Raw genomic sequence first — 16,260 nt, forward strand, 5'->3', positions numbered from 1 at the left:
GGCGGGGCACCATGGCCGTTCAGGCTTCGTCGTCAGGAAGGAGTGTTCGGAGCAGCGCATCGTCAGGGCCGCGCGGGCGCCACCCAGGAGGAGGAGGAGACTCACGAAGCACTCCCCGAGCACGCTGGACCGCATCTTTGTGAGAGTCCGGTGTGTAGTTGGTCCAGCGCGCCAGCACGTGGGCGATGTCGAAGCGGTTCGCGTCGTCTACGACGGCTGGCCAGCCGTCAGGTAAGCCATCGGCCAACTCTCGAACGAACACATCGCGAACAAAGCGGGTGACTCGCCCACTCTGCTCTGCCTCGGCAAGCAGTCCGCTCAGTAGCTGCACCGCTGCCACATCATGCACACCAAGTTGGTCGGCAAGTTCATGCAGCGGCACAGCCGGGTGTGCATCGGCAAAGGCGGTGAGGGAATCATGACCTTGCTCGCGGACCCGTTCATGGAGACGAGCCTTCCAGTTTCCCTCCCAGGGATGTCCAGCGGTCATGGACCTCTCCACGCGGTGAAGTTCATCGGGACCTTATAGTCCTTCATATTCTTCGCGACGACCTTCAGGACCTCTCTTTGCGTCAACGTCCGACCCGACTCGGCCTCGGCATCTCGAAGCAGCTTCATGATCATCCGATTCCACTCGCCGGGCCACATGCGCCCCAACTTCCAATTCCCCCCGCCGTGAATCGCCTCGTGGTGAGACTGCTCCAGCCTCACGCAGAACCGGTCAATGTCCATGTCACCCTTGAAGCCGCGCCGCTCGAACCACTCCCGGTGCTCTTTCGGTAGGACGTGATGCTTCGGTGCGCTGGACATGCCCGCACCTGCTCTACCCGTCACCCGCATACCGCGCACCTCGGGACTGTCCCCCAGCGCCTCGCGCACGCCCTCGGGCAAGTCTTGGTGCGCCTGGGCCATCATCACCTGCCCACCGTGGATGCGAACCGCCGCGCTGACTGCTGGGAGGGAGATGACGCCCGCCTGCACCAGCCTGCGCATTATCTCCACCCACTCAGCCGAGACGACGAGCCGCGAGCCCGCCATGACGCCCCCTGAACTCATGACGAGCCCCACGCCGAGCGTCGTGGAGGCGGCTGGGGGTGGCCGAGGGAGTGACATGTTCAGCGTGGAAATCAGGGCGAGCAGCTCCATCACCTGCGCTGCCACCACGACTTTGCCGCCCACCTCCATGGCCGAGCGCGCCTCCCGACGAATCGTGTCGAACTCGTAAGTCAGCTCCCCCATCAGCACGGGCATCGCGGTCGCCGCCGTCTCTACCCGCTCCGAGTCCCCCGATGAGAGGTCCGCCAGCGTCGGAGTCACCTTGCTTTGAACTCGATGCAGGTCCGCGAACAGCTTCTCGGAGCCGCACATCGGGCAGTCGCGGAGCAAGGCATCAGCGAGTTGCAGGAAGTCCACCCACGTGGCCAGCAGCAGGGTTCCGAACATCGCAGCCTGGAGCCGGGGCCCTGTCATCTGGAGGATGCCCAGTTCCATTCCTGAATCCCCCACCTCCGAAGCCACTCCCGCCAGCGCCGTGGCACTCCCCAGCGTTCCTCGGAGCCACGTCAGTTGCTTGGAGCCGTGGTCGATATAGCGCGTAAACACCCCGTCGAAGCCCCGGCTACCAAGAGAGGAAGGACGCGACGCAAGTCGAGCGCGCGTAGTTTCGATGCCCTCCAGAGAGCGCTTCACCTCAGCAATGGCGTCCAGGGTTGCCTGACGCACCGCTGCGGCGCTCTGCACTCCACCTCCGACAGCTACGGACGCGGTGCCAGTTGCGGCGTGTCGTGGGCTCAGACTCCGCCACAACCGTTGCTGGGCTTCGGGCCCGGAGATTGAGAACGGAGAAGCGTCCGACACGCGTGGAGGCTCATCGTTTGGCGCGTGCTCCCACGCGGGGGACAGGGCCATGCGCGGCACGTCATGCAGCGTTCCGCCAAGCCCGGAGGCATGCGCCATCGAAGCGCATCCCGTGGCCAACACCGGCACCACCCACAGCAGGGCGTTAGCGCGCATTGTCCACCCCCAGCCCCACCGACGCGAAGGCCCCCGGACGCAGCGTTCCTTCCGCAGTGGGGAAGAGCAGCGTGCCGCCCGTCCCCATCGCGTAGAGCTTCCCGCCGAGGAACCTCCAGCGCACTTCCGCCGCCCCCAGGTAGCGCGCCCCGGGCTGCCCCATGCCCACGCCCAGGCCCTTCAGCGCCACTTCCAGGCTGCGCTCGAAGAGCTGCACCGCCACGCGCCCGTCCACGTCGAAGCGCCCCCAGGAGAACGCCTCCGCGCCCAGCGACAGCTTCAGGTGCTTGTTGAGGCCCCCGTAGCTGACGGCGTCCCAGCCCACTTCGGCCTCTCCGAATGCGGAGTAGCCGTCCGGGAAGCCAGCATCCGCGAGTGGTACCCCCGCCGTGCCCGCAGCCTGAAAGCGCGCCAGCTCGTAATCCGCTCCGAAGAAGCCTTGCCGGAAACCGCCTTGCTGGCTCCGCGCCTCCAGCCGCAACCTCAGGCGGAGCGTCTCCGTCTGCGTGTCCAGCCCCGCGCCCGCGACAGCCCCCCATGCGCCGCCCTCGCCAGGACGCCCGCCCCAGCCCGCCACCACGTGGACCTCGTAGTCGGGCCGCAACAACACCCCCGCCGTTGCGTCCAGGTGCGCCAGCGTCACCGAGGCTGCGCGTCCTCCTGCCCGTCCCCAGTCATGCACGGCGGACACCGCGAGCGTGTAACGGCCCCGCTGCTTCGGGTGGCCAAAGAGGATGTGCTCCATGTCCAGGGCCACCTCCGCGCCCATCAGTCGCGCGCCCAGCACGTCCGAGGCGAAGGCTTCCGTGTAGAGGGGGCCAACCTCGGCGGTGAAGATGCCTCCAGCCGGGTGGTAGTCAGGATTCGTGCGGTTGGAGTAGCGGCGGACGAGATGCCCGGAGAGGAGCCGGTGTTCCTCCAGGGGGCCAAACCAGATGCCCACGGGCGCGTTGTCCGAGCCGAACTTGAGGCCACGGACGAGCTGCCCCCAGTCCGAGAGTGAGTCCCAGTCCTCTCGCCGCACAATCCCCGCGCCCTCACCACCGCCCCACATCCGAAAGCGCACGGGAGCACCCACGTTGACGCCGAACTCGGGGCCACCATCGATGATGAAAGTGGGCTCCACCTGGACGAAGCCGTCATCACTCCCAGCGCCCGCGCGAGGGAGCAGCGCGAACGTCGTCGCCTCCAGGCGCGTCAGGTAGTGCCACTTGCGCGCGGGAGGTGCAGACGGGGCGGTGGAGGCTTCTTCCTCCGGAGCAGGAGGCTCCGAGGCCCATCCCTTCATCGGTAACAGCAACAGCAGCAGCGCGGCCAGACATCTTCGCATCCTGTGCATACACGCCTCCTGAGCGTGCCCCGGAATGAGGCACGAGAAACACACGTCTCCCGGTCGGCTCCTCGACTTGCGCCGAGCCGGTGGTGAATCAGCAGTGGTGAGAGGGTTTGAGGGCCGCCGCTAAACGGTCGGCTGCTTCGTCAACGCGCGACGCGGGCCTGCGCCGGGCTCCGTTGGCACGTCGTCCGGGTGGAGAGCGCCCGCCGACGCGTGCCGTGCGCTCCCTCGGGGTGACGGCGCTTCCGTCGTAGGCTCGTAGCCACCCCGCTCCGTGGTGACAGGGGGCGTGATTCCACCCTCATCGCTGGGCACCTCGAAGTCCCAGAGCCCTTCACTGGCGTCCGCGAGTGCCCGCTGAACCTCCCCCAAGGCATCCTCGCGCGCGTAGGGCCCCAGCCGCGCCAACTGGGCACGCAGGATGACTTCCAGCTCGGCAGCCGTCCCGAAGCGTTCAGCGGGGCTTCTACGCAGCATCGTGTGGAGGATGTCCCGAAGGGGGATGGAGAGCCCGCGCGCGGCCTGCTCGACGTCGTCGGATCGGAAGGCCATGGCACACCAGATGGCGTCTTCCGCGAACTCGGGCAGCTCCGTCACCACGGACGCGATGGAGGCAGAGAACGCCCGTTCCCGCTCCGGCTTCGACATCCGCGATTCCACCTCTTCGATGCGGACATGGCCCGGGTCGTAGAGGTGACGGCCCGTGGCGAACTCCAACAGCGTCAGCCCCAGGGAGAACACGTCGGCTCGCGCGTCCACCACCTCGCCCAGCAACATCTCCGGTGCCGAGTAGAGGACTTCACCTTGAGGGCGCGGCAGGGACGTGGCCAGCCGCCCAGAGAGGCGAGAGAGGGCCACACCGAAATCCGTCAGCCGCACCTCACCATGGGGCCCCACGCGAATTCGAGCGGGATTCACGTCCCGGTTGACGATGCCAAGAGGAAAGCCCGCGTCGTCCGTGCGCTCGTGCGCATAGGCCAGCGCCGCAGCGACTTCCGCGCCCACGTAGAGGATGAACGCCTCGGAGAAGTAGCGCCCGCGTGCCTGGGCGACGGCCAGCAACGTGTTGAGGGACAGCCCCTCCACATGCTCCATCGCCACGCACAGGCCCTGCGGGATTTCATGGAGGCCATGGACGCGGGCGATGCGCGGGTGACGAAGGTACTGCGCCAACCGCACCTCTTCTTCCAGTCGAGCGCGGGCGCGAAGGTACTTCTCCGTCACGTCCGTGGCCTTCGGCACCGGCAAGCACTTGAGCACCACGCAGTCACCGAGGCCCTTGGGCGTGCGGGTCCGCGCGAGGAGGATTCGCTCACCCACGCGCCCCTCCCCCAAGTCCCGGAAGAACTCGTAGGAGGTGTCGCCATTGGTGAATAGGACAGCGCTCCCGGCAGGCCGAGAGTCAGACGGATTGGACATGGGCAGGAAGCTCCGAGTGCCCGCGCGAGAGGGATTCGCGCAAAGGCAGACTCAAGGTACAGCCAGCCCATTCCGAGTTGAACGACGTGTCAGGTCTAAAAAGATCGAATTGCGCTTCACTCTGAGTGAACAAAGATAGGCCAAATTTGCAAAACTTCTTTACGTCCTCAGAGGGAAACTAGGGCCAGCGCTCGACGAAGTAGGCAGGAAACGACCGATTGAGGTGCGCCACCCCTGGTTTGGAATCGGGCCCCTTCTCCATGTACCCCTTGCTACCCAGGACAATGCACACCGGAACAGTCCGTCCACCCGGCAGGTGCGCCTCCGTATAGCGCCCTACGGCCACATCTCCACTTGTCCAGAGGTAGCCCGAGAGCAAAGTCCCCTCTGGGAGCCCGCGCACGTCACTAACATCCACCACCCCAGTTACAGGCCCGTCTTCATAGAAGCCCGGCTCCGACATCATGCCGGGTTGCCGTCTGTCGAGAGTAAGAATCACTGAATCTCCCGATCTCAAACGCAGCCCGCCCTTTATCTGCCGACTGAACATGACCTCGCGTGCCTCGGAAGGGCAGTCACCGGGCTCGGGACGTACCTGCGCCCCCGGACAACCGAGGGAGAGCGCGGCGGCAGCAGTCGCACCCGCGCACGTCTTGATGAACCCTGCCCACGGCGAGGGGGGCCAGCTCAGACGGGAGGCCAGGGCCTTCGGCTTCCTGGCGGTGGACTCTGCGGGAGGGGACATCGGAACGGGAGCGCGCTTCACGGGAGGGCTTTCTTTCTCGACAGGTACGGTAGGGGGCAAAGCTACCCCAGGGGACGACGCCAGGGGGGGAGGGGGCACGGTAGGAGGCGGGGAAGAGGAGGTAAGACCAGCGTCCCCCACCGGAAGGGCCGTAATGGGCGCGCTAGGCATCTCCGCTTTCGAGGCAGGACGCAGGGCCACGTAGCCCGCCAGCGAGGCCACAACGAGCGCCAGGAAGGCCACAGTGCCCGCCACGCGTCGCCCAGGGGCACGCTTCGGCGTGGAGGTCTGCGCTTCGTCCTGGGGCGCGTCGTTATGCGCCACGTCCAGGGCCAGTGGAAGGCGGGGCGTGGGGACATGCAACGTCGCCGTCCACACCTCGCCTTCTTCGTGTAGCAGCGCGTCCAACTCGCGCCGCATGACTTCGGCGGAAGGGGCGCGCTTCTCGGGGTGACGCTCGATGAAGTGCATGGCCGCAGCGCTCAAGGACACGGGCACGCGCGGATTCAGTGCGTGCGGCGCGGGGGGAGGCCACTGGGCCCCCACCAGGACGCGGGGCGTTTCGCTCAAAGGCTGAGGATTGGTCAGCACGTCATAGAGGCAGACTCCCAGCGCGTATACGTCGTCAGTCGCCTTGAACTCGTAACGCGCGTCGTGCTCGTCTCCGCGCTCGCGAAGGAATCGTGTCGCCTCGGGGGAGCGGTAGCGCCGGGTACCGGGTGGCAAGGGCGTGTCTGTCAGCTCCGGCGCGAGCGTGTAATCCCCCACGCTGAAGTCCAGGATGAAGGGCTCCCCATCCGAGGCGCGCACAAGGATGTTTCCCAGCTTCAAGTCACGATGGAAGACGCCGCGCGAATGCAGGTGGGAAAGAGCGCCCGAGAGCTTGCCAAACACCCGGGCCACTTCATGCGCCGTGGGGTGCGTCTTCTCCACCCACTCCCCCAGCGTGTAGCCCTCCACGTAGTCCAGGATGATGTAGAGCCACCCCTGGGTTGGGTGCTGCCAGCGTCCGTGGGCGTGAACCTCCACGACGTTGGCGTGCCCGCTCACCTGGGACAAGCACACCATCTCCCGCAGTAGACGCGCGTCGGCCTGCTCCGCGTCCCCACTGCTGGCCCGGTGCATGGCCATCTTCATCGCGAAGTGGTGGCCCTCCTTCTCCACGAGGTAGACGGCGCCGAAACTCCCCGCGCCCAGCGGCTTCACGACGTGCCATCCGTCCACCGTCTGCCCAGGTTGCAGGTGCGCCGGACTCAACCCGATCAACATGGAAGGCGGTTCTAGAACGCAAAGCGCGGAATGAGAAGGCGCCGAGTGCCCCCACCGTCGCGCAGTTCTAACCGGAGAGCCGCGCCTTCTGGCCAAGTGGGCGCTCCTGTCTCCACCACCACGAGGGCGGTGCCACCCGGTTCAATCCGGGGTTCCTTCATGCGCACCGCGAGCACGTTGATGCGTTCACCGTTCGCAGCCACGGTGAGCCGTGCCTCTACAGGCGTCCAAGGCTCCGCGCCTGTGTTGTGTACCCGAAGAGCGAGTGTTGCCCAGGAGCTTGTTCGATGCGTCCACCCTTCCCTGAACTCAAGCCCGCCTTCCCCTTTCTGGCCGATTCCTGGTTCGACTCTTCCACTCTGTAAACCACCTCTATCGAGCAGACCCGCGAAGATCATCCCAACCGGGCCGCTCGCAGCGCTGCGGGCCCGGAGCACTTCCAACTCGGCAGCATTGGCCGCACAAGCGGCGCGCACGTCGTCCAACTCGGCCTGAATCGCATCTGCCGTACGCGGCAGGCGCGACACCATCACTTGCACGTCCACCTCGGCAGGGTGCGTGACCAGCGAGAACACGACGCGGGATGGGGCCGCGCCATCCGCGAACGGGACGATCAGCTCCACGCTTCGTCCAGGCCCCAGCCCCATCGCAGGCTTGAGGAAGATGGCCCGAGTCGTGACCTCGAACAGCGCGAACCGACTTCCACCGTCCCCGAGCACCACCGCGTCGCGGGCCACAGGGGAGTCGAACTCCAACGCGGTGAGGTAGTCCGGAGCGACGTGAAGCGCCACAGGCTTGTCTGCGGTTGCCACCGAGAGCGCCACCCGCCGCCGCTTCAGCTCCCGCGCGCGGAGGGGCTCCTGGGGCTGTGCCGCAGCCGTTAGGCCCACCAGGAACACGAGGGGCAGGACAAGCCGGGCCAGTGACGAGAACACGCGCGGGCGACCTCCATGGGGCATGGCAGGACCGTACCAGGATGCGCGCGGCTTCCAGCCCTTCTCCGTTTGTCCTGGCACGAAGGAGGCGGCGGTTTTTCTCTAAACCTATGCCCCGCGCCCCTCAAAACTCCCCGCCACTCGAAGCGCTCAGCCTCACGCGGCATGTGTTCAGGAAGTTCCGGAACCACGGCATCACGCTGAACAAATCACTCCTGGGGCCCGGCGATTTTCCGTGGAGTTTTCTCAGCGTGGGGGACCGCCGAGCACGGCCCTGAGTGGCCACTCATCGGAAATCCGAGCCGGGGGGCCTGCCGCAGGTCGCCCGAGCCACCCACGGAATCCACACGCATTTAGCTGGGGCCACCCCCAGTCAGTCGTGGCCGAGAAATGGCCCGGAAATGGTCGCGTAGGCCACCCGCAAAAACCGCACGCATTTACCGGGGGCATGACATCGCTAGAGGAGTCCAACGCGTGATTGAACAGGTTGAGCAGTACCGCCCCCGCATCGTCGCAGCACTCACAGACGCGGGTCCCCAGGGGCGCACCGTGAAGGAGCTGTGCGGCGCGCTTGGAGCGGGAGAGCAGGCCATCCGGCGCAGTCTCGCGGTGCTCGTCGCGGCTGGCGTGGTGCGCGAGTTCTCCAAGTACCAGCCCGGCGTTCGCGGCGCGGTGCCTCGGGCCTACAGCCTTGTCGGGAAGGGCGAATGAGCACGCGCTGTCCCCAACCCCCCCGAGGCCATGACGCTGTGACTGACGGACGATGGTTTCCACTCCCTCTTCTTCTTTCTTCTCTTAGGAATGAGAGGTCTCCGTCACTCCGTCACCTACAGAGTGAAAAAGGCCATGACGGAGCTGTGACGGAACACCCAGCGTCCGAGCGTCCGTCACACCCCCGCGAAGTGGCTCCACTCCCCGAGCAACACCGCGCCGTCGTCGTGCCTCCGTCGAGTTCCCCAGCGTCGTGCCCCATGACTTGGACTCTCTGCATCACTCCCTCGCGCTTCCAACCAGACCAACTCTCTGTCCGGGAGTTCTCGTCCATTGATGGCCTCATGTCGGAGTTCTTCGAGGACGCCCTGGACCCGACGCTTCGCACGGAGAAGGACGGTCACGCCGTCATCCCCGCCAAGCCTCTCCCACCGCGTACGGATGGCTTGTACGAGGGCAAGGGCGGCGCCCCCACGCCCACGCCGTACAGGCGCAATGCTAACTTCTCGCACGTCACCATGGCCGTCGTGGACTTCGACTGCGAGGAGCAGGCCGCGCTGGACTCGTGGCTCGCGAGCCTTCGCCAGCGGGGCCTCTGGTTCCTCGCATACCCGACCCATTCCTACGGGCATCCCATCAAGCCCATCCGCTACCGCGTCGTCCTCCCGTTCAGTGAGCCCGTCGCGGTTGGCTCGCCAAGCCGGTGGGCCGACAGCCTCTGGCCGCGCCTCATGGACTACTTGGGACTCGCGGCACAGGCGACGGCCGCGCTGAAGGCGGATGCGTCCTGCAAGGACGTGGCGCGCCTCTACTACCTTCCAAGCTGGAACCCCGCGAACCCGACCCCGCGCCCTGCTCCCGAGCATCACCGCGGCCAACCGCTCGACGTGGAAGCGCTGTTTGGCCCCATGCTGCGCCAGCCGTTTGCCCGCTACGTCGAGCGCCCCGACATGCAGCAGGTCACCGGAGCGGCCTCCGTGGACCTCCAGGCCGTTCGGAAGCGACTGCGCCGCTTCAACCGGAAGGACTACTGCCAGGTCATCGCGCAGATGGACGCAGGCGAAGTGCTCATGCTCGACGGCCAGCGCCACCTTGGCATCAACCGGCTGACGGAGATGCTCGCCAGGGTTGCCGCACCGGACGAAAGCTCGAAGAGCCTGCTCGCCATCGCCCAGCGCTCACTGGATGCGCTCGGCAAGCTGGAGCCCTCCCGCGACGTCTGGGGGGAGGCGCTTCGAGGACTGGACGGCGCACGCGCCAAGCTCCAGCAGTGGGACCTTCAGCGGAAGGCCAATCGCGAAGCGGAAGAAGCCGCATGGCGTCGAACCGTCCTGCTCGTGGCGACCTCCAACCATCGAACTGGGAGCGCCTCATGACTCCGAACTGCCCTCCCGAAAATGAGGCCGCTTCGAACGCCGACGAAGAAGCTGCACGCGCCGTTGTTGCGAGACTTCCTCTGGTGAAGGTCGTCCCCCTGGAGCGTTACCTGTCGCGCCGACCGGGTGGCCGCTCCTTCAGCTCGGACTTCCTCACCCAGAAGGCCGCCGAGGACTACTTGATACTGCGCCAGCTTCTCCACCCACGCGACACGTGGCCGAGAGGTGCCAGCCCCTTGGCCGTAGGACCCAACGTGTCGCAGCTCTGCGTCGGAGTCATGGGGCTCGAATGCCGCCCCAACGCCCCCGAGCTGTTGCCTCGCGAGGACGACACGTACGCGGTCAACACGTGGGAGGCACCAACGCTTACCCCTGCACCGGGGGACTGGGCCGACGTGCGACGCGTCCTTCTCTGGCTCGCGGAGGATGAAGCCGGGCTCGATTGGCTCCTGAACTGGATTGCGTTCAAGGTGCAGAACCCAGGCTCCAAGCCAGGAACCGCAGTCCTTCTCCAGGGCCCCCCGGGCACCGGAAAGAACGTGCTCTATCGCATCCTGGCGCACGTACTCGGCCCCGCGAACTGCGTCCAGATTGGGGAAGCCGACCTCGCCAAGCCCTACAATCACCACTTCGCCACGAAGCTGTTGGTCTTCGCCAACGAGCTGCTCGACAACCACAAGCGTGGTGGGTCGCTGGGCGACGGTCTCAAGGCGACCATCACCGATGGCGAGGTGTTCCTGGAGAGCAAGGGCGTTGCCCGTACCCCAGCGGTCAACCGCGTCGCGCTCGTCGCGGCGACCAACCGCTCCAAGCCCATCGAACTGGAGGAGAGCGACCGGCGATGGACGGTCTTCCACAACAGGACGAAGCCCGCCGAGTACCAACACCCGGACCTGGGGCTGTCCCACCGCGATTTCTTGGAGTCGCTCCATGCTCCGGGCACGGATGACGCCTTCACACGAGAGTTCATGCGGCAGGTGGCCGCCTTCGCCTACGAGATGAACACCCGAGCGGTGGACATGAAGCGCGTCCGCAGACCGCACACGAACGCATCCCGCGATGAACTCCAGCAACTCAGCGAGCCCGTAACGGAGCAATTCCTCCGAGAACTCAGCGAGAGCCCCGAGCCAGACCGACAGCTCTACAATTGGGCGACACACGTCCCCTACTACGCCTCGATTTGGACCACGACCACGGGGCCCCGAGTCGGAAAGACTCAAGCGATCACAAATGACGCCCTCTTCGTGGCCATGGTGGGTTTCTGCAAGTCCACCGGACAGAAGCACCCACCACAGAAACGGACCTTCCTTGCCGCGCTGAAGGCAGCGGGTTGGATTGAGCACCGCGACAGCAAGGCGCGGGGCTGGATTCCTCCGTGGCACGTGAGCGGGAGCAACGTCCTTTCGAGCAACGAAGCGAAGGTAGTTCCGTTCCCTGCGCCGAACTCCATCCCACCATCAACCTCGAATGCCCATCCCCACTTTACGAGGCCGCGATCCCTGCGGGACCGACTGCTGGGGAAACCTTCATGAGCCACAGCACCTGTCGCAAGGCCCCTGTGCTCGCAGCGGTGGCCCGCACCGGGGTTCCCGACTTCCTCACCGTGGAAGAGGCCGCAGCACTCCTGCGCGTAAATCGGAAGACGCTCTATGAGTCCATCCGGCTCGGACAGATGCCCGGAGTCGTCCGCGTCGGGAAAGCGGTCCGCATCCGCCGCGCAGCATTGGTAGAATGCCCAACAGGTAAGGGCCGTGATTCTGCGCTCGGGAGTCACCGATGAGCGTCAGGTTGCGGAAGTGGCAGAACAGCAGGACTGGGAAGGTCGAGGAGGCTTGGCAAGTGGACTTCGTGTTCCACCACCCGGACGGACGGAAACAGCGAGTCGTGAAGTCCTCGCCCGTCCAGACGCGCCGGGGTGCCGAGCAGTACGAGCGCGAATTGCGTAACGCGCTCCTCAACGGGACTTTCGGAAAGGAGAAGCAGAAGGAGGAATGCTGCGCGCTCACGGTGGCGAAGTTCGCACCGCGCTTCCTCACCTACAGCGAGAACAACAACAAGCACTCCAGCGTCGTCAGCAAGCGGCAGATTCTTGATGACCACATCGTCCCGTTCTTCGGAGAGATGGCACTGGACGCCATCGGCCCGGCGCAAATCGAGGACTTCAAGGCGCTGATGCGGAAGAAGAAGTCTGCGGCGCACGCCCGGAAAGAGAACGCGACCCAGTCAGCCATCCGCAAGCGCAAGGCTGCGGGCCCGAAGGCGTTGAGTTTGAAGACCATCAACAACGTCCTCACGGTTCTAAGCAAGCTCCTGGGCGTGGCCGTTGAACAACACGTCATCGCCCAAGCGCCGCGCGTGAAGCTCTTTGGGAACGTGCCCAAGCCGACCTTCGACTTCCTCTCATTCGAGGAAGCCGAGCGGGTCGTCGACATGGCCGAACCGGAGTGGAAGCCCGTGCTCCTCGTAGCCATCAAGACGGGGCTTCGTCAGGGGGAGATTATCGGGCTCCAGTGGCATGACGTGGACATGAAGCGGGGGCTCCTCCACGTGCGCCGGGCCATCTGGCGTGGCGTGACAGACATCCCCAAGGGAGGCCGCGAGAGAACGGTTGAATTGCCCGCATCCGTGGTGGACGCACTCAAGGCGCATCGGCACCTGCGCGGGGCCTACGTGTTCTGCCTGGATGACGGCAAGCCGCTGACTGCCCACAGGATGGAGCGGCCACTCCAGCGCTCACTTCGACGAGCGGGCATCACTCGCGAGGTGGGAATCATCGGCTGGCATGACCTGCGCCACACCTACGGGAGCCACCTTGCGATGAGGGGCATCCCGCTGAAGGTCATTCAGGAGCTGATGGGCCACGCCACCATCGACATGACGGAGCGGTACGCCCATCTCAGTCCGGATACGCGGAGGAACGCCGTCCGCGTCCTGGACCTGCCTCTTGCGCCCGCATGCGACACAGGTGCAACACGGACGGAGGCCGTTGCCAACCATGCGTAATTAGGCTCGGAAAACTTGCCGCGAGCGGGATTCGAACCCGCACCCTCTGCATTCTGAGTGCAGCGCCTCTACCGATTGGGCTACCGCGGCGTGCTGCGACGACGACAACAGGGATTGCCAAAAAAGCGGTCGGCGGGATTCGAACCCGCGTTCACCTGGCTGGCGACCAGGGGCCTCACCACTCGGCCACAACCGCGCGTGCCGCACCGGCCCTGAAAAGCAAGAGGCCGGGGTCCCGCTGGGGAGCCCGGCCTCTGACCTGCCACGCCACGTCGAAGGACGGGCGCGAGGCGTCAGAAGCCGGGCTCCCTACCGCCAGCGGGTAGGCGAGGCAGCACGGGAGCGGGACCGAAGGCGACGGGCGCGAGCACACCGATGCCGAGGACAGTGTCGTTCAAGGTGTCGGAATTCATCGGGCTCGTCAGGCACATCGTCGTCATGTCACCGCTCCTTTCTGCGGAAAATGACGCGAGAAAAACGCTGGGCCTGACACGGCGAACCACCTGTCTCGGGCCCCGCCCGCGAATGCGGTAATGTGGCCCTGGAGCATGAGCCGCCTCCGCCTTGGCCGAGGTCACCCAGGCGGCGCTCCCTCGCGATGAAGACCGTTCCCCGCCTGCTCGCGTCCTCCGCGGCCCTCTTCCTGTCCGGCTGCGCCAGCGGCTTCGACGAATGCAACCTCCTGCCGCCTCCCGGGGGCTCCGGGCAGAACGCACCGGCGGTCGTTCTGGGAAACATCGCGGAGTTCGTGGTCCACCCCAGCCTGCGCGCGTCCTGCGAGGGCCCGTCCCTGTCCCAGGCCCCGGACAGCGTCAGCGCGGAGGTCTTCGACCCGAACAACCACTTCGTTGCCTCGGAGGCGTCGCTCGCCGACGGCGGACAGTCCGCCACCGTGCGCTTCATTCCGAAAACGACGGGGCGCCACCATGTCCGCGTGGCCTTCGCGCCTGTGGGCAGCGTCCAGCAGTTCGGCACCTATGTCGCGGCGGAATGGCGCGGCGGTGACGCGACCCTCTTCGACCTGCCCCGCTGCACCCAGTTGGACCGCACCACGCACGGCACCTGGGTGTGTGACGGCGTGGCACTCCACGCGAAGGACGGGAACGAAACACGGCTCGTGGGACCTTCCGGACCGCCGGACGTGGCCATCGTGGGGAATGTCGTCTGGAGCGTGGGTGAGAACCGGGTGCGCCGCTTCATCGACACCGGCGCGGAGCTCGTGCTCACCGGCACGCTGCTGCTCAGCCAACGCGACACGGTGACCCTCGTCCAGAGCAGGCTCGCCACCGAAGATGAACTGTGGGTGCTCGACATGGAGCACCTGCACCGCTTCACCTTCACGCCGGAGGGCGTCGTCACCGGAGCCACGCCCACGCCATGGGGCCATCCCCGCCGCGTCCCCTTCGGCGTGGACCTGGTGCAGGGCGTGCTCGTGCGCACGGGCCCCACGGAGGTCCAGGTCATCCAGATGGCACCGGGGCCGGACAGCCTCGCGTGCGCCTTCCAGGTCGGACCGGCTGGGGGATTCGTCGCCTCGGAGACACCCTGCCAGGCCTTGCCCGGCGTGCCAGCGGGCACCGAGGACAGCGCGCTTTGGACCCGCGTGGACAACGACGCGCCACCGCAACCGGGGCGGACCCTCTACCGGTGGGCCGCGGAGAATGGCGCCCTGGTCGAGCGAGGCACCCTGATGGTGGACGCGCCCATCGAACTGGTGAGCGCGCCCCTTCGCCCTGGCGCCGCACTGCCCATTCTCCAATGGCGCCAGTCCCAGGTCGGCTTCATCGTGCCCGTCGTGCCCGCGACACCCGGTCCCCTGGGACTGGAGCTTCTTCCCGCAAACGTGGACCTGCCGTATGGCGTGCGGACCGCCACTCCCCGGTTCTACTGGGAAGCGGGCACGGGCCGGAGCACCCGGGTGTACGAACGCAATGAGTCCTCGTTGAAATAAGGGGACCGTTGGGGCACACACGGAAGAAAAGCGCGAAATGTCGCTTGCCTGCCCCTCGCGATGCCCGGCCCATGGGTGTAGAGAGGCCGGCGCGCCGCGGCACCACGCGCTCCACCCGACACGCCCGGAGGTGAGCCCCCATGATGGAAAGCCCCCAGAGCGCTCCGCTCTCCATGGAGGAACTGCACGAGGCGTGGCCCGTGCTCTCCATCGACGAGCGGCTGGAGGGCTTCCGGCTGCTCCCCACGCCGGTGAAGGACGACTTCTTCCTGGGCCTGTCAGCGCGTGAGCAGGCCGAGCTCATCCTCCACCTGGAGCCCGCCGAGCGCAGGACCTGGGTGCGGCTGCTGCCCCCGGACGACCTGGCCGACCTGGTCCAGGCGGTGGAGCCCGAACAAGCGGACTCCATCCTCACGCAGCTCGACGACGCCAGCCGCCGCGAGGTCAATGTGCTGCTGGCCTACGCGGAGGATGACGCCGGCGGTCTCATGAACCCGCGCTTCGCCCGCGTGCGGCCGGACATGACCATCGACGAGGCCATCGGCTACCTGCGCAAGCAGGCTCGCGAGCGCGTGGAGACCGTCTATTACGCCTACGTGCTCGACGCCGAGCAGCACCTGCTGGGGGTGCTGTCCCTGCGCCAGCTCTTCCAGGCCGCCAGTGACAAGCGCGTGGCGAATGTCATGCAGCGCGATGTCATCACCGTGTCCGAGGACACCGACCAGGAAGCGGTGAGCCGCCTGTTCACCGAGCACGGCTTCATGGCCCTGCCCGTGCTCGATGCCCAGCAGCGGATGAAGGGTATCGTCACGGTCGACGACATCGTCGACGTCGTGCAGGAAGAGGCCACCGAGGACATCCAGAAGGCCGGCGGCATGGAGGCCCTGGAGGCGCCCTACTTCGAGGTCGGCTTCTTCGGCATGCTGAAGAAGCGCATCGGCTGGCTGTTGGTGCTCTTCCTTGGACAGATGCTCACCGCCACCGCGATGAGCAGCTTCGAGGACGAAATCGCCACCGCCGTGGTGCTGAGCCTCTTCGTGCCGCTCATCATCTCCTCGGGCGGCAACTCCGGCAGCCAGGCCTCCACGCTCATCATCCGCTCGCTCGCGCTGGGCGAGATGCGCCTGAAGGACTGGTGGCGCGTGGCCCGCCGCGAGCTGCTCTCCGGCCTCGTGCTGGGGCTGGTCCTGGGCGTGGTGGGTCTGGGGCGCATCCTCGTCTGGAACTCCATCACCGGTATTTATGGCGAGCATGCGTTGGCGCTGGGCATCACCGTCGCGCTGTCCGTGCTGGGCGTGGTGACGTTCGGAACGTTGGCTGGCTCCATGCTGCCCCTGTTGCTGCGGCGGTGCGGCTTCGACCCGGCGAGCGCCTCGGCCCCCTTCGTTGCCACACTGGTGGACGTTAGCGGCGTCGTCATCTACTTCACCGTCGCCAGCCTGCTTCTGCGGGGTACGCTGCTGTGAAGCGCCGGGGCCCGTGAGGCCTTGGCTTCACGGGAG

At 66.4% G+C, this 16,260-nt stretch carries 13 protein-coding genes and 2 tRNA genes; 7 read left to right on the top strand and 8 right to left on the bottom strand.

What is annotated here, in order from left to right; genetic code table 11:
- Positions 1 to 19: 19 nt before the first annotated feature.
- The 6 genes from A176_RS38395 to A176_RS32065 form a co-directional block, all read right to left on the bottom strand.
- Positions 20 to 490 (bottom strand): NUDIX hydrolase, encoded by a 471-nt coding sequence (locus A176_RS38395; RefSeq protein WP_082282871.1) that lies wholly within the window; start codon positions 488 to 490, stop codon positions 20 to 22.
- Positions 487 to 1,740 (bottom strand): DUF2380 domain-containing protein, encoded by a 1,254-nt coding sequence (locus A176_RS32045; RefSeq protein ID WP_338042794.1) that lies wholly within the window; start codon positions 1,738 to 1,740, stop codon positions 487 to 489. The genes A176_RS38395 and A176_RS32045 overlap by 4 nt, the downstream gene beginning before the upstream one ends.
- A 262-nt stretch (positions 1,741 to 2,002) precedes the next feature.
- Positions 2,003 to 3,352: a hypothetical protein gene (locus tag A176_RS32050; protein WP_002636260.1), complete on the bottom strand. Its 1,350-nt coding sequence runs from the start codon at positions 3,350 to 3,352 to the stop codon at positions 2,003 to 2,005.
- 120 nt (positions 3,353 to 3,472) lie between these two features.
- Positions 3,473 to 4,768 (bottom strand): serine/threonine protein kinase, encoded by a 1,296-nt coding sequence (locus A176_RS32055; protein ID WP_021781345.1) that lies wholly within the window; start codon positions 4,766 to 4,768, stop codon positions 3,473 to 3,475.
- A gap of 178 nt (positions 4,769 to 4,946) precedes the next feature.
- Positions 4,947 to 6,782: a serine/threonine protein kinase gene (locus A176_RS32060; RefSeq protein WP_021781344.1), complete on the bottom strand. Its 1,836-nt coding sequence runs from the start codon at positions 6,780 to 6,782 to the stop codon at positions 4,947 to 4,949.
- 11 nt (positions 6,783 to 6,793) lie between these two features.
- Positions 6,794 to 7,717, bottom strand: coding sequence for a DUF2381 family protein (locus tag A176_RS32065; protein WP_021781343.1), 924 nt, complete (start codon positions 7,715 to 7,717; stop codon positions 6,794 to 6,796).
- Between the two features lie 474 nt (positions 7,718 to 8,191).
- Here A176_RS32065 and A176_RS32070 point away from each other — a divergent pair, with 474 nt between their 5' ends.
- The 5 genes from A176_RS32070 (at position 8,192) to A176_RS32085 (ending at position 12,807) form a co-directional block, all read left to right on the top strand.
- Complete coding sequence (locus tag A176_RS32070) at positions 8,192 to 8,428, top strand: helix-turn-helix domain-containing protein (protein WP_002636263.1); 237 nt, start codon at positions 8,192 to 8,194, stop codon at positions 8,426 to 8,428.
- A 344-nt stretch (positions 8,429 to 8,772) separates the two neighbouring features.
- A complete protein-coding gene (locus tag A176_RS32075) occupies positions 8,773 to 9,804 on the top strand; it encodes a hypothetical protein (RefSeq protein WP_002636264.1) in 1,032 nt (343 codons plus the stop codon).
- A complete protein-coding gene (locus A176_RS32080) occupies positions 9,744 to 11,336 on the top strand; it encodes a DUF5906 domain-containing protein (protein ID WP_144429657.1) in 1,593 nt (530 codons plus the stop codon). The genes A176_RS32075 and A176_RS32080 overlap by 61 nt, the downstream gene beginning before the upstream one ends.
- On the top strand, positions 11,333 to 11,584 hold the full coding sequence (locus A176_RS38400) for a helix-turn-helix domain-containing protein (RefSeq protein WP_082282873.1): 252 nt from the start codon (positions 11,333 to 11,335) through the stop codon (positions 11,582 to 11,584). Before A176_RS32080 ends, A176_RS38400 begins: the two co-directional genes overlap by 4 nt.
- The gene (locus A176_RS32085; protein ID WP_044890320.1) at positions 11,581 to 12,807 is read left to right on the top strand and encodes a tyrosine-type recombinase/integrase; all 1,227 of its coding nucleotides are present in this window, start codon (positions 11,581 to 11,583) and stop codon (positions 12,805 to 12,807) included. The genes A176_RS38400 and A176_RS32085 overlap by 4 nt, the downstream gene beginning before the upstream one ends.
- A 16-nt stretch (positions 12,808 to 12,823) precedes the next feature.
- Here A176_RS32085 and A176_RS32090 read toward each other — a convergent pair.
- Together A176_RS32090 and A176_RS32095 are read right to left on the bottom strand one after the other, a co-directional pair.
- A tRNA-Leu gene (locus A176_RS32090) sits at positions 12,824 to 12,897 on the bottom strand.
- 34 nt (positions 12,898 to 12,931) lie between these two features.
- Positions 12,932 to 13,003, bottom strand: a tRNA-Gly gene (locus tag A176_RS32095).
- A gap of 402 nt (positions 13,004 to 13,405) precedes the next feature.
- Between A176_RS32095 and A176_RS32100 the strand changes: the two genes are divergently transcribed.
- Positions 13,406 to 14,758, top strand: a complete 1,353-nt coding sequence (locus A176_RS32100) for a hypothetical protein (protein ID WP_002636268.1) — start codon at positions 13,406 to 13,408, stop codon at positions 14,756 to 14,758.
- Between the two features lie 140 nt (positions 14,759 to 14,898).
- On the top strand, positions 14,899 to 16,224 hold the full coding sequence (gene mgtE / locus A176_RS32105) for a magnesium transporter (protein WP_002636269.1): 1,326 nt from the start codon (positions 14,899 to 14,901) through the stop codon (positions 16,222 to 16,224).
- Positions 16,225 to 16,260 lie beyond the last annotated feature (36 nt).

Source organism: Myxococcus hansupus (assembly GCF_000280925.3).
GTDB lineage: Bacteria > Myxococcota > Myxococcia > Myxococcales > Myxococcaceae > Myxococcus > Myxococcus hansupus.

Bases quoted from the DNA above. Each gene is read 5' to 3' on its own strand.
- A176_RS32100 (WP_002636268.1), top strand. From the start codon at position 13,406: ATGAAGACCGTTCCCCGCCTGCTCGCGTCCTCCGCGGCCCTCTTCCTG.
- A176_RS32050 (WP_002636260.1), bottom strand. From the start codon at position 3,352: ATGCACAGGATGCGAAGATGTCTGGCCGCGCTGCTGCTGTTGCTGTTA.
- A176_RS32075 (WP_002636264.1), top strand. From the start codon at position 8,773: ATGTCGGAGTTCTTCGAGGACGCCCTGGACCCGACGCTTCGCACGGAG.
- A176_RS32080 (WP_144429657.1), top strand. From the start codon at position 9,744: ATGGCGTCGAACCGTCCTGCTCGTGGCGACCTCCAACCATCGAACTGG.
- A176_RS38395 (WP_082282871.1), bottom strand. From the start codon at position 490: ATGACCGCTGGACATCCCTGGGAGGGAAACTGGAAGGCTCGTCTCCAT.
- A176_RS32060 (WP_021781344.1), bottom strand. From the start codon at position 6,782: ATGTTGATCGGGTTGAGTCCGGCGCACCTGCAACCTGGGCAGACGGTG.
- mgtE (WP_002636269.1), top strand. From the start codon at position 14,899: ATGATGGAAAGCCCCCAGAGCGCTCCGCTCTCCATGGAGGAACTGCAC.
- A176_RS32055 (WP_021781345.1), bottom strand. From the start codon at position 4,768: ATGTCCAATCCGTCTGACTCTCGGCCTGCCGGGAGCGCTGTCCTATTC.
- A176_RS32085 (WP_044890320.1), top strand. From the start codon at position 11,581: ATGAGCGTCAGGTTGCGGAAGTGGCAGAACAGCAGGACTGGGAAGGTC.
- A176_RS38400 (WP_082282873.1), top strand. From the start codon at position 11,333: ATGAGCCACAGCACCTGTCGCAAGGCCCCTGTGCTCGCAGCGGTGGCC.